Annotated in this window: 10 protein-coding genes; 8 read left to right on the forward strand and 2 right to left on the reverse strand. The window is 63.1% G+C overall.

Going from position 1 to position 13,226, the window contains the following annotated elements; translation table 11 throughout:
• Positions 1 to 189: 189 nt before the first annotated feature.
• The 6 genes from FFS25_RS12135 (at position 190) to FFS25_RS12160 (ending at position 5,691) form a co-directional block, all read left to right on the forward strand.
• Positions 190 to 1,437, forward strand: coding sequence for a sensor histidine kinase (locus FFS25_RS12135; RefSeq protein WP_137803093.1), 1,248 nt, complete (start codon positions 190 to 192; stop codon positions 1,435 to 1,437).
• The gene (locus FFS25_RS12140) at positions 1,434 to 2,090 is read left to right on the forward strand and encodes a response regulator (protein WP_137803094.1); all 657 of its coding nucleotides are present in this window, start codon (positions 1,434 to 1,436) and stop codon (positions 2,088 to 2,090) included. The genes FFS25_RS12135 and FFS25_RS12140 overlap by 4 nt, the downstream gene beginning before the upstream one ends.
• Before the next feature lie 107 nt (positions 2,091 to 2,197).
• On the forward strand, positions 2,198 to 3,103 hold the full coding sequence (locus FFS25_RS12145; protein WP_137803095.1) for an ABC transporter ATP-binding protein: 906 nt from the start codon (positions 2,198 to 2,200) through the stop codon (positions 3,101 to 3,103).
• The gene (locus tag FFS25_RS12150) at positions 3,100 to 3,855 is read left to right on the forward strand and encodes an ABC transporter permease (RefSeq protein WP_137803096.1); all 756 of its coding nucleotides are present in this window, start codon (positions 3,100 to 3,102) and stop codon (positions 3,853 to 3,855) included. Before FFS25_RS12145 ends, FFS25_RS12150 begins: the two co-directional genes overlap by 4 nt.
• Positions 3,852 to 4,628: an ABC transporter permease gene (locus FFS25_RS12155; RefSeq protein ID WP_245348838.1), complete on the forward strand. Its 777-nt coding sequence runs from the start codon at positions 3,852 to 3,854 to the stop codon at positions 4,626 to 4,628. Before FFS25_RS12150 ends, FFS25_RS12155 begins: the two co-directional genes overlap by 4 nt.
• Before the next feature lie 172 nt (positions 4,629 to 4,800).
• Positions 4,801 to 5,691, forward strand: a complete 891-nt coding sequence (locus FFS25_RS12160; protein WP_137803107.1) for a helix-turn-helix transcriptional regulator — start codon at positions 4,801 to 4,803, stop codon at positions 5,689 to 5,691.
• Positions 5,692 to 5,988: 297 nt separating this feature from the next.
• On the opposite strand, the gene FFS25_RS12165 is transcribed toward FFS25_RS12160, so the two are convergent.
• Positions 5,989 to 7,647 carry a UvrD-helicase domain-containing protein gene (locus FFS25_RS12165; protein WP_137803097.1) on the reverse strand — a complete coding sequence of 553 codons (1,659 nt, stop codon included), beginning with the start codon at positions 7,645 to 7,647 and terminating at the stop codon, positions 5,989 to 5,991.
• The gene (locus FFS25_RS12170) at positions 7,644 to 9,263 is read right to left on the reverse strand and encodes an ATP-dependent nuclease (protein ID WP_137803098.1); all 1,620 of its coding nucleotides are present in this window, start codon (positions 9,261 to 9,263) and stop codon (positions 7,644 to 7,646) included. Before FFS25_RS12170 ends, FFS25_RS12165 begins: the two co-directional genes overlap by 4 nt.
• Positions 9,264 to 9,449: 186 nt before the next feature.
• Here FFS25_RS12170 and FFS25_RS12175 point away from each other — a divergent pair.
• Both FFS25_RS12175 and FFS25_RS12180 read left to right on the forward strand, forming a co-directional pair.
• Positions 9,450 to 10,639, forward strand: a protein-coding gene (locus FFS25_RS12175) for an IS3 family transposase (RefSeq protein WP_137803099.1) whose coding sequence is annotated in 2 segments (ribosomal slippage) — positions 9,450 to 9,734 and positions 9,737 to 10,639 — 1,188 coding nt in all. Because the reading frame shifts where the segments join, the coding sequence is not laid out codon by codon here.
• A gap of 114 nt (positions 10,640 to 10,753) precedes the next feature.
• Positions 10,754 to 12,526 (forward strand): SIR2 family protein, encoded by a 1,773-nt coding sequence (locus FFS25_RS12180; RefSeq protein WP_137803100.1) that lies wholly within the window; start codon positions 10,754 to 10,756, stop codon positions 12,524 to 12,526.
• The last annotated feature ends 700 nt before the right edge of the window (positions 12,527 to 13,226 follow it).

The following is a 13,226-nucleotide window of genomic DNA, read 5'->3' on the forward strand; positions in this document are numbered from 1 at the left end:
CGATCGCCATCCTCGTGGCTCGCTCGCGTAGCTCGTCGGGGTACTTTCGTGGTGCGACCATGCCGCCCATCCTTCCGGGTTATCGATGTCTCCATTAAACCCGGGGCGATTCACCGCCAGAGCGTGGTGTTACGTAGCGGGGGCTGACGTTCGTCAGCCTGCCAGACGGCAGCGATAGCATTGGGGGGCATGACGGGTTCGAAGCATGGCGCGGTCGCGGACGAAGAAGGCGTCCACGCTTCGCGTGTGCTCCTCAGCGAACCCCCGGTACCGTGGTGGCAGCGCCATGCACTCCTGATAGACGCCGTCACCGTAGGCGTGGTGTTCGCCTACAACCTCATGGTCATCGGTGCTTTTACGGGTGCAGGCAGGGGCTGGGTCGCGAATGCCGCCCTCGTGGTGATTTCAGTCGTGCTGTGTGGGGCGTACGTGGTGCGGCGACAGTATCCGTTTCGTGCGTTCGCGGTGATGATTGTCGTGGCCTTCGCGCAGCTGCTGCTGAACGTGGGCGTCATGGTCGTGGACCTGTTGTTCGTCTTCATGGTGTTTTTTCTGGCCAGCAGGTTCCGGTGGACCAAGAGCGCACCTGCCGCCGTCGTGGTGATGGTCTGGCTCGCAATAGCTTTGAGCCAGATGTTCGACGATGGCCTCCGGGTGGGGTACGGCGCCATGACACAGTTCTTGGTGGGTGTGGTAGTCCTGTGGCTGGCCGGCACCATCGTTCGGGTGCGTCGCGACTACACCGAGAGCCTGCGGGAGCGCGCACGTGAGCTGGAACAGCAACGGGACACGCAGGCTCAGATCGCGGCGGCGGAGGAGCGGACCCGGATCGCGCGGGAGATCCACGATGTCGTCTCCCATAGTCTCAGCGTGGTGGTGTTCATGACTGACGGTGCTTTGTCGAGGGTCCGCACTGAACCGGCTCGCGCCGAGGAGGCCTTGGTCACGGCCCGTGATACGGGGCGACAGGCGATGACCGAGATGCGGCGCATGGTCGGAGTGCTGCGCACCTCGGAGGCGGCGCTCCTGGGACCGCAGCCCGGCGTTGGCCGGCTTCAGGTCCTTGTCGACGAGTCCCGCGCAGCGGGGCTTCCCGCAGAGCTAAGCGTGTCGGATGAACCCGTGCCGTTGTCCGAGGGCCTCGACCTGTGCGTGTATCGGGTCGTGCAGGAAGGCCTCACGAACGCCCGCAAGCACGGCGGACCGACGCTGTCTCGGGTCGACGTCCACCTCGAATACACAAACGCTGAATTAGCGGTCACCATCGCCGATGACGGGGCCGGACCGAGCATGTGGCTCCCGGATGGAGCGGGGCACGGACTTGTCGGGATGCGCGAGCGCGTCGCCCTGTACGGAGGAGACGTTCGCACGGGCGTGAGGAAAGGCGGCGGATTCGACCTGACGGTGACGCTGCCACTGAGCGGAGGAGCGGAGTGACGATCCGGCTCGTGCTGGCCGATGACCAGGAGATGGTACGGGCGGGGCTCCGGCTCGTGCTGGAATCCCGTCCGGGGATCGAGGTCGTCGGTGAGGCCGATGACGGAGACACTGCGGTCGATCTGGTGCAACAGATCGATGCCGATGTCGTGCTGATGGATGTGCGGATGCCGCGGATGAACGGCGTTGAGGCGACCCGCAGGATCTGCGCGGCGGGCGGGCCGCGGGTGCTGATCCTGACTACGTTCGATCTTGATGAGTACGCTTACGACGCGCTCCAGGCTGGCGCGTCGGGGTTCTTGCTCAAGGAGACCCCGACGGACGGTATTGCAGAGGCGATCGGACATGTCCATCACGGCGATGCCGTCGTGGCTCCGAGCACCACGCGGCGACTGTTGGACCACTTCACCGTCTCGAAGCCGGCGCGCTCCGCGCGGTCCTTCGCGATGAACGCCCGTCTGGACGAGTTGACATCGCGGGAGCACGAGATCCTGCGACTGTTGGCCCAGGGCTTGTCGAACGGTGAGATCGCCGAATCCCTGGTGATCGCGGAGAACACGGTGAAGACCCATGTCTCCCGCATTCTGATGAAGCTTGACCTGCGGGACCGGGTGCAGGCCGTCGTCTTCGCCTACCAGCACGATCTCGTCTGAACCTACGAACCTGGAGGCAGGGGTTCCGCGGGTAGTCCGTGAGGACTACCCGAAAGATCACTCACGCCAGTGACGACCCGGGCGGTGATGCTCGGAACGATGGATGTATGGCCACCATCGTCGCAACCGAGAACCTGTCCAAACGCTATGGCAAGCGCACCGTTGTCGAGGACCTGAACCTCTACATTCCCGAGGGGGAGATCTACGGGTTCCTCGGCCCGAACGGGTCGGGCAAGTCCACGACCATGAAGATGTTGCTCTCCCTCGTCCAGCCTTCCAGTGGCGGCGTCGAGATCATGGGCAAGCCCATGGATCGCAGCACGAGACGGGAGCATCTGGGTCGGATCGGGTCCCTCATCGAGTCGCCTCCCGGGTACGGACATCTCACCGGCCGGGAGAACATGCGCATCATCCAGCGCCTGCTCGGTCTGAACGATCAGCAGATCGAGTTCGCGATCGCGACGGTGCGGATGCAGGGCCAGATGGACAAGAAGGTCCGCAACTACTCCCTCGGGATGAAGCAGCGCCTCGGTATCGCGATGGCTCTGGCCCGAGAGCCGAAGCTGTTGATTCTGGATGAACCGACCAACGGCCTGGACCCGGCTGGTATCGAGGAGATGCGCGAGCTGCTGCGCACGCTTGCCGACGGCGGTGTCACTGTCATGGTGTCCTCCCACCTGCTCGGCGAGATCGACAAATCCGCCACCATGCTCGGCATCCTCAGCCAGGGACGGATGATCTTCCAGGGCACCCGCGACGAACTCTTCTCCGCCGCCACCCCCGACGTCCTCATTCGCTGCGACGACCCCAGCCGCGCCAGTGAATTACTGGCGAACAGCGCGGACTGCCGCGTCGACCAAGGAGAAGTGCGTGTCACCGAACTCAGCGAACGCGCCACCGCCGGGATCATCGCCGCACTCGTCAGCGAACGCATCGCCATCTACGAGGTTCGCCGCGATGAGCAGACCCTGGAGCAGGTGTTCATGGGACTCACCGAAGGAGGCGGACTGTGAACGCCCGCGCCATCGCGAATGAGTTCGCGAAGATGCGTCACCTCCGTGTGGGACTCTTCGTCGCGTTGCTGGCGATCAGCGTCGCGCTGATGTCGATGTACAACGCGTTCGGGTCCGGTGCCTTCGAACGCCTCGATGATCCCAACGACTACGCATGGAAGACACTGTTCGGTGGCCTGGGCATGGGAGCGGCGCTGATCGCGCCGATCCTGGTGGCCGTCATCGCCAGCCGACAGGTCGAGATCGAGCACACCGGCAACGGATGGCTCTCCTCAGCCACGTCCGGCCTCACCCCTGGGCAGATGTGCCGGGCGAAATTCGTCTCGCTCGGCGTGCTCGTGGCCGCAGCCACTGCCGTGTGGGGCGTGGTGATCGTGGGCTTCGGCACCCTGATCGGGATATCGACACCCGCCCCGCTCGGACGCTGGGCCACTTACATCGGCGCGCTCATCATCATCAACCTTGCCGTGCTCGCGTTCCACATCCTGCTGTCGGCGACGGTCGAGAACCAGCTCGTGTGCATCGGCGTCGGCCTGGTCGGAATGTTCCTAGCGATCTTCGGCGAGTTGTTCCCCTCCTGGCTGGCCCATCTTGTCCCTTGGGGCTACTACCCGCTGACGGTGCAGTCCGATTACGTCGGCGAAACACCCGTGTATTTCGACCTGCCCTACCTCAGCGTCATCGGGCTAGCGGTCGTGGGCGGGGCTCTCTTCCTGTTCGTTACCGGACGCTTCGACCGCCAGGAGGCATGACTATGGGTTCGATTATGTCGGAGTTTCTCAAACTCAAGCGGTCCATGAGTTGGAGTGTCGTCGTGCTCCTGCCGATCATCATGGTCGTCGCCGGCTCCGGCAGCACTATCGCCGTCGAAGGTGAGTTCGCCGACGGCTGGCACACGCTGTGGGTCCGGTCGATCGGGTTCTACGGCATGGCGATCCTGCCCGTCGGCATTGCGATCCTCGCCTCGCTCGTGTGGCGCGTGGAGCACAAGAACAGCAACTGGAACGCGCTGATGAGCCGCCCCGTGCCCACTTGGCAGATCGTGGTCGGCAAGATCGCAGCGATCTCGATCCTCGCCGCCGTGATGCAGATCGTGCTCGTGGCCGCCGTGATCGGGCTCGGCAAGTTCGTCTTCGGCCTTCCCGGGATGCTTCCGACGGACTACCTCATCACCAGCCTGCTGATAATCGCCGCTCAAGTCCCAGTCGTTGCCTTCCAATCGGCATTGTCTACCTTCGCGCGAAGCTTCGCGGCGCCGGTCGCCATCGCGCTCGTGCTCACCGGGGCCAGCACGATGGCGCTGCTCTTGAAGATTCCTGGTGTCGCCGTGACTCCCTACGCACTGCTCACTCGGACCACACAGACCGGAAGCGCAACGATGCTCACGGGGCAAGGTACGAGCTTCGACGTCTCAGCCCTGACCCCCGACGTCGTCGGCCTCACCATCGGGTTGTCGGCAGTGCTGGCCGTGGTCGTCATCGCCGGCACCTCGATCATCCTCAACCACACCGACACACGCACCTAGCGAGAGCATGGGACACAGCGCCGTGACGGAAGTTGACGATGCTCCCCGCCAGCAGGCTGCGGCAGGTGACCCGACGGCAAGGCGTTAGCGGGACACGGCAGTGGACGTTCGACGGGTTCCGGTCGCGTCTGGGGCGTCGGCTGGCGACGTGCCCGAACAAGGCTTCTCGCCGGTGGTGACGCGGACGGAGAGTGTGCATCGGCGGCGTGATCCGATCGCCTATGACTGCGTGAAGCTGATCTTCGTGCGGGCGGGGGCGGCCTGGTTGTTCAGCGAGTTCGGGGAACGCCCGGTCGGGGTTGGTGATGCGGTGCTGCCGGCCGCGAACACCCTGTGCGGGGCCCAACCGGAAGAGTGGGTCACGACCACGACCCTGTACCTGGATCGGGACTATGTGGTCGACCAGGTGTTCTGGCAGCACGCCGCCATCCTGAGCGACCGGCTGGAGGCCAAAGATTTCCTCGCCGCCCGCAACGCCGAACCCGCCCAGATACTGCGGCTGGGTGAGCACCGCGCCGGCCGCCTGATGCCGTGGCTGGATGAACTCGGCCAACTCAGCCTGGACGGCCCGGCGCCGGAGCGGTTCTACCGGATGCAGTCCCTGCTGTTCGGCGTGCTGGACGTGGTCTCCCCGTTCGTGCAGACCACGACGGTGCGTCAGTCCCCGACCCAGCACAAGGCCACCTGGCCCGCCGCGCCCGCCTTCCAAAGGTTGGCGCCGCTGCGGGCTGAGGCCCGTGCCGCGGCCGGCCTGCTGCGGGACCGGCCGGCTCGACGGTGGACCTTGCCCGAACTGGCCGCGGCGGTCTACCTCTCTCCGTCTCAGCTCGGACGGGTCTTCGTGGAGGCCTACGGCAAGACTCCGATGACGTACCTGACGACCGTGCGAGCCGAGAGCCTGGCGCGTCTGTTGCGCGAGACCGACCTGCCGATCGAGCAGGCCATGGGCGAGGTCGGCTGGTACAGCCGCGGCCACGCCGCCCGGCTCTTCCGCCAGGCCGTCGGCATCACTCCCGCCCACTACCGCCAACACAGCCGGCACAGCCGCCGAATCCCTGCGTAATCGGAGCCGTTGGTGCCGATGCATACCTGATCTGCATGACAGTCTCCATGCGGGTAATGAGCGCGGGCAACGGGTAAAAGTACCTGCTGCGCTCGGTCGCCGCCAGTGACGGTGACCGGTCACTGTCCACGCCGCTGACCCGCTATTACGCCGAGCAAGGTACCACGCTCTCCACGTGAGCTCCCGTTCCCGCGACCTCGTGACAGCACTGTTCAACCCGCTTGCAGAGGTCGTCTACGCAGCAACGGAAGTCTCGCCGTCAGTACTGGGCGAATGTGCCCTGCCTGGGCTGTTCCATCAAGACGCCGTGATGCTCGCCTCCAAGTGAGCTTCGACCTGTTCGAGCGATGAGAACTCAGCGTTGATTCCTTTCCACCACCGGCTCTCAGTCGCTGCGTAGGACCCATACGGTCCATCTGCACGCTCTGTTCTCGTCACAATCAAGCCGTGGCGTGCTCTGGAGAGCATTACCAAGAGCACCCGCTGTTCCTCAGAGAGTGCGTCGCCGTGGTTGTTCCGTTTGAGTGGCAGGTGTCCTTCTTCGAGGCCGATCGCGAACACCCAGTCGAACTGTTGGCCTTTTCCTGTGTGAGCATTCAGCAGGTGGACGCCCGGACCAGTCGTCTGCTTGGGGTCCGAGACTCTGATGGATCGCACGGCGGCTCGTGCCGTGGGGGCGTCGCTTTGCTCTAGGGTGTCGAAGGCGCTGTCGACGAGTTCACGGGCGTCGACGTCGGCTGGGTCGACGGCGTCGAGTACCGCGAGCCTGGCATCGGCGATCGTGGCAGCGCGCGGGAGCGTGGCGACCGTTGATTGTATGAGCGTGACGATCCCGGGATCCTCGATCGCGAGATCCCAGCGCCGCACGGGGAACGATGTCTCACTCGCGAAAGCGACGTCGATATCTGATCTGCGCCAATAGACACGGGTGATGATGCCGATGGACGCACTGGGATCACGCCGGGCAATGGCTCCCGCCAGACGCTTCAACAGTTCCGCTTCCGCACCGCGGTCCTGAGAAACGAGCGCTGCAGAGCATCCTCCGCCAGGCCATAGCTCCGGCTGAGCAGAGACCAGACCAGAGCCAGGGTCAACCTCCTCGCTCACGGAGTTCACCGCCGCGAGGACCTTGGGCGACGAACGGTAGGACTCGTGTAGTCGGACGGGCGTACCGCAGGACTTCCGCACCTCCGCTTCTACCTCCGCAGGCGCCGCCCCTGCCCAGGAGTAGATGCCCTGGAGAGGGTCGCCGGCGAACGTACGCCTTGATGTACAACCCAACAGGGCGAGATCGAGTTGCTGCATCGAGAGGTCTTGGAATTCGTCGACAAGCACCGCCCCGAAGTGCGCTTGGTAGAGCCTCGCGACCGCGGGGATTCGGAGCAGGCGTTGCGCGTGCCGAAGAAGGTCGTCGTAGTGGAGCTGATTTCCGTCCTGACGCGCCTGTTCAACGCGTTTCGCAAGTGTGCCAACGGGTCCAGAAGCTCGTTGCTGGAGGGCTGTAAGCACTTCAGCGTCGGAGAGCGGGTGTCGCTTGATCTCGCTCAAGAGACGTTCCCCGTCGTACATTCCGGAGCCGCCACCAGCGGCCTCCATCGCCTTCCGCATGGTGCTGGTCTTCGGCAGCTCGAGGTTCTCCACGTCGAGTCCAATGGTCCTGCCATGGGCGAGAACGATCTGCGTCGCAAACCCTTGGAGGTTGCGGACGACGATCTGGCGTCGCGCCCGTCCGCGACCGAGTACAGAACGCAGTCGCTCTTCGAGGTTCGAGCGGGCTCGTTTGGTGAAGGTCAAGGCGAGAACGCGTTGGTTCTGCTCCAGTGAGTCGATCTGGTGGGCTGCCCGGTGTGCCAGGACCTCGGTCTTGCCGCACCCCGGAGGCGCGATGATCAGTAGATGGTCTTCATCGGAGGTTGCGGCGTCCAGTTGCTCCTGGCTCAGAGAGAACCCGCTCACTGCTGGCTCAGATCATCCAGTAAGCGCAGAAGGCGCGTCACGCTACCAATTTTGCCGGCCCTCTCCGGTGTGAGCGCTTCAGTAATGCAGGATGCGGCGTCGACCTTGCCTTTGTCGCGACAGAACTGTGCTACAGCCTCCGGCGTGATCTCGTCGAGCGTCGCGACTTCCGCTGCCTGGAGTATGCCTTGCTCACGGCAGAACCCACCGTCGACGAGTGCCTTCGCAGCTATAGGCCCGCTGAGAGCGCGCGTGTACTCGTCCTCGAGATCGACATCGGAGATGAACACCTTCTTATCAACGACGGTATGCCGCTTGCCTTTGAAAGCGTTGACCCAGGATCCGCTCTCGTTCTCGTCCACCAGCCCGAGGAGCGTGGGTCCGAAGCCGTCGGGGCCTAAGAGCGGGAAGACATTCCTGAACTTATCGGCTCCGTCCAGCTCGACAACGACAGCACCGAGACGGTCAAGATCGATCCCGAGATTCTCCGCTACGGCCTTCACAATCACCCGGTCGGCGTCACCCTCGACCAGGATGACAAAACGCGCGGTCAGGGCCTCCAGAAGCCGTGGAGACCACCAGTGTGCTCGCACTTTCTCGATCTTCGATAGCTTCGCCTCGCCGACCTGGTGGCACCTCCCGTGGCGGTCCACCGCGACCACTTCTGATGGCTCGAAGCGGTGGAGTATGTATGGCGAATGAGTGACGATGATCTTCTGGTTCCCATCGCCGCTCAACAGATCCGCCGCTGTCCGCTGACTTGTCGGATGCAGGTGAATTTCCGGCTCGTCGATCGCGAGCACGTTCGCTGTGCCTTCGGCAAGGTCGAAGAGCGTCATGGACATGAGCTGGCGAACGCCGTCGGACTGCTCTGTCAACGAGACCTGGTCGTCACCTCGGTTGAGGAAGATCGTCACGTCTTGGAGGACGTCGCTAGATGGATCGGTCACGCTCCTGACCGAGAAGTCATCCTGGGAGACGGTGCGCGGCATGGAGCGGCTGAGGTGGGTAGCCACACGGTCCAGCAGCTCACTAACTGATTCGTTGCCGGCAAGTTTTTCAGTGAATTGGTCGAGGAGCGCCTTTAACCCTTCCTCGTTCGAACCGAGATCGGCCGCGGCGAGGAGCGTACGCACCGGGCTGTGTGCGCCATCCATTATCGACGCGCCGCGCGTCGCCCGGAGGTAGCGCCACCCAAACTCTTCAAGCTGTTCACGGTTAGGGGTCCGTTCGTGCCCGCTTTCGGGGAACCAACGACGGATCGTGACGGTTTCCTCGTCCTCGGGGTCCGCCTCCACCCGCATCTGAACCCAAAGGTACTCGGTGACGTGGTCGTCGCCGATGCTGATCTCAGACGGGAAGGGTCGACGGTTCTCCTCAGTGAGATCAGTCCACAAGGCATTGACGACGAGCGGTTGCTCACGGTCACGCAGGTCGCTGGGCTTGAGAGCCTGGTAGAGCCCGGAAGTGCTGGTTCCCAAGAGCAGGTTCAGCATGCGCAGGATCGATGACTTGCCTACGTCGTTCGCTCCAACGATGACTGCGTGACGGCGCAGAGCGAGGTTGAGATCCTGGATCCTGCTGTGATTGTTGATCTCGACTTTGGACAGTCTCATACCTCGCCCCCTCGTGCCTCGGAGCCGCGGACCTGCTCCCAACGTTATTCTGTTCTGGTGATCGTACTGAACGATCGGCGGCACCCGACAATCATGTCTCTATTCGATACCGAGGCCGGGACTGATGCAGGGTTAGGTGACATCTAATCTGGCTTGTTCATAGGCAAGCCTGGAAGGATAGACACCATGCCACAGCCCTACCCGAAAGAATTCCGCGACGACGTCATCCGCGTCGTCCAGACCAGGGATTCCAAGACGACGATCGGACAGATCGCCAAGGACTTCGGAGTCCACGAAGGCACCATCAACAAATGGCTCCGCCAAGCAGAAATCGATGCCGGCAACAAACCCGGCAACACCAGCGACGAGTCCGCCGAACTACGAGAGATGCGTCGGCGCAATCGTCTGCTTGAGCAGGAGAACGAGGTCCTGCGCCGCGCGGCCGCGTATCTGTCACAGGCGAATCTGCCGTCAAAAGGCTCTACCCGCTCGTGAGAGAGCTCGCCGCCGACGGGATCCCCGTGGCGGTGTCGTGCCGGGTCTTGAAGCTCTCCCGCCAGCCCTACTACCGGTGGCTGGCAGCACCCATCCCTGAAGCAGTCGTCATTGAGGCATATCGGGCCGATGCGCTCTTCGATGCCCACCGCGATGATCCCGAGTTCGGGTACCGATACCTCGCCGACGAAGCCGAAGCGGCCGGCCAACCCATGGCGGCACGCACTGCGTGGCGGTTGTGTTCGGCCAATGACTGGTTTTCCGCCTTCGGTAAGGGCCGGGCGAAGAACGGGAAGAAACCCGGCCCACCCGTTCACGACGATCTGTGCGCGGTTGTCGATGCCGACTGCCGGACCAGGCACGAGTTTCGAGCTGATGGCCCGAACCAGCTGTGGTTGACCGACATTTCGGAGCACCATACGAATGAGGGCAAGCTGTACCTCTGTGCGGTCAAGGACGCCTACTCGTCGAGGATCGTTGGCTATTCGATCAGCTCGAGGATGAAGGCCCGGTTGGCTGTCGATGCCCTCGAGATGGCTGTGACCAGGCGGGGTGACGTGGCCGGATGCGTGACCCACAGCGACCGCGGCAGCCAATTCAGATCGAAGAAATTCACTCGGGCTTTGGCCTGTCACGGCATCATCGGGTCGATGGGACGAGTAGGCGCAGCGGGCGATAACGCGGCCATGGAATCGTTCTTCGCCCTGTTGCAGAAGAACGTTCTCGACCGTCGCCGGTGGACCACTCGCGACCAGTTGAGAATCGCGATCGTGACCTGGATCGAGCGGACATATCACCGACGTCGCCGACAAGCCCGGTTGGGTCGATTGACACCAGTAGAGTACGAAGCAATCATAGAGCCAGCTGCTCTCGCAGCTTGACACTCAAACTGTCACCTTTCTTTGCATCAGTCCCGGACCCCTACAGCCTGGGGTGTACTCGAGGACCTCGTCACCCGCGCAGCCGACCTCGCTGGGGCGACACCGGCTGATCCAATGGCCTGGTATCAGGACTCCTACGGCGCAGCCCCGACTTACGAAGGGGTCCTGGAACATATCGCTCCCACGCAGATCGAACGGCAGCGCCTGCTCCGTGGCTATTTCGAACAAGACGCCGAGGATGTTGACGCGGGACGCAAGCTGCCCACCCCTGCACACCGTGCAATCGCTCGGCTTGTGCGCTCGGAAGCGGTGAAGGTGATCGTGACCTTGAATTTCGACCACCTCATCGAGCAAGCCATCCGTGCCGAGGGCATCGAACTGACCGTCGTTGCCACCCCTGCCGACATTGATGGAATGGCACCCCTGCATACGCTCGACTGCTGTGTCATCCACCTCCACGGCGATTACCTCAACCCGACCAGCATGCTCAACACCTTCACCGAGCTCGAGGCCTACCATCCGAGCACGCAACGCCTCTTGCAACGGATCCTGGAGGACTACGGCCTGATTATCGCCGGATGGTCAGCAACATACGATCCCGCCCTTCGCGAGGCAATTGCGGAACACTATCCGAACCGGTTCACCCTGACCTGGTTCGAACCGGCCAACCCGTCCCAGAAAGCCACCAGACTACGCATCCTCAAGAAGGGAGTCCACGTAGCCCAGGATGCCGATACCGGATTCGGAGGCCTCGCCGACGGTGTCACCGCACTAGCAACTCGCCGCGCCCGCCATCCGCTAACGATTCCCGTCGCCGTCGAGACTGCCAAGCGAGAACTCTCCGGCCGTACCGTAGCGATTGGACTCCACGACACGCTCCACCGCGAGCTCGACACCCTGCACCGGCTCCCAGAGTTCCATCTCACCAACTACAACGAGCGCGGCGTCTATGAGAGCAAGCTCGCACGAGTCGAGGAAGCAACGCGGCTGCCCGCAGCTCTCGTCGCGCCTCTGGCCTACTGGGGTGACGCCACCACCGACCGATGGTGGCTCGACGAGATGCCCCGTTTCGCGACCCGGGCTGATGGCGACGGGAGCGTGGCGCTGCTGTCACTCCGAGTCGTCTCTGGAACCATCCTCTTCTACACGGCCGGTGTCGCAGCGGTCGCAGCGCAACGATTTGACCTCCTCACGCGACTATTCGCATTGAAGCGCCCCGATCGACACAGAGGTGGATATGAAACCCTCTCTGCTGGCCTCGACGCAGAAAGGACATATGAGGACGCGACGAACACGCGCACGCGGATCTTCGACATCGTCGCTCCTCTTATGGCCAGTTCACTGTCCCTCGGAGAAGAACCGCTGGAAGAAGCATGGCAGCAGTTCGAGATTCTACGCCTTACCGCAACTATCCTTACAGATCCCCGATTCACCGAGCTCGCCGGCGAGTACAAGAGGTTCGACAGGGCACTTGCTGTCGCCGAAGAGGAAGTGCGGTCGGGGAACTCTGAAGCACAAAGAATCCGCGCGGGAGCTTGGACCGATCGGGATCGTGTACTCGGCGATATCGGTCGGCTGGCGCCCACCGGGTATCCGCACATCCTCACTGCGGACTTTCGTGATGAGCACCGAAGGTACCGGAGTGTGACTGCGAACTATCTCATTCACGACCTCAGGGCTGAAGGCACAGCGCATCCGCTGGTCACCAGTGGGCTCTTTGCTGACGTCGACCAGGCACTCATTGCGATCGAAGCAGTCAGTGCAGTGCTGGGCGGTATCGGTCGCGGTCAAGCATGGGGCAGAGCCCGCAACTCCACCGGTTTCATTCCCTCCCAAATCTGGATTGACAGCGAACAGACTCCACGGGAACGTACGCATCGAGACTGAGCTTGGCCATTGGTGTGGACTCCTGTCTCGACATCGGTGCAAGCAGCCAGACGACCACCGCACCTCCAGAAGTGAGGATCCACTCGCAGAAGCTCTCGCAGCGGCCAGGCTCATGCCGGAGGACACGCGAGACAGTTGAAACACCGGTACCAAACCGGGACCAGAACCATGCGTCCCATGCATCCCATGACGTGAAAGTGACCCCTCTGGACCGCAGAAATCCCAGGTCAGAGGGCCGAGAGCGCCTGTCGTCCACCTGGGGGTTGGGGTGACTGAGGCATGATGACTCAGTCACCTGCCACGGCAGGCAAGGTCCCAGGGGAGGTCGCCTGATCGGATTGCCAGAGGTGCCCCAGGCGACAGGTCGAGCCGCTGACCTCCCCGGGTGAGCCACGGAACTAGAGGGAGAGTGCGCGACGCGCTGCGTGAAGCACGAACAAGTTGCCGCGCCGATGAGGCCGCCAGGCGGTAAACTGGGCATGTGCGATGGCATCGATCTGGCCCTCCAGAGCGGCTTCGATCGTGAGTGGCACGTAGATGGCACGAGCGGCCATCGGAGCTGGAGGAGCCGCAGGATTTCCGCCTCTCATCAGGGAGGACGAGGACTGGGCATTCTGAGAGAGCAAGAACTGCGACTTCTAATCCGCTGACCGTCGTGCCGTCCGGCGAGGCGACCCAGGGACCGGAGCTGCAGGATTCT

It is taken from the genome of Kocuria sp. 2SI, assembly GCF_005502825.1.
Classification (GTDB): Bacteria; Actinomycetota; Actinomycetes; order Actinomycetales; family Micrococcaceae; genus Kocuria; species Kocuria palustris.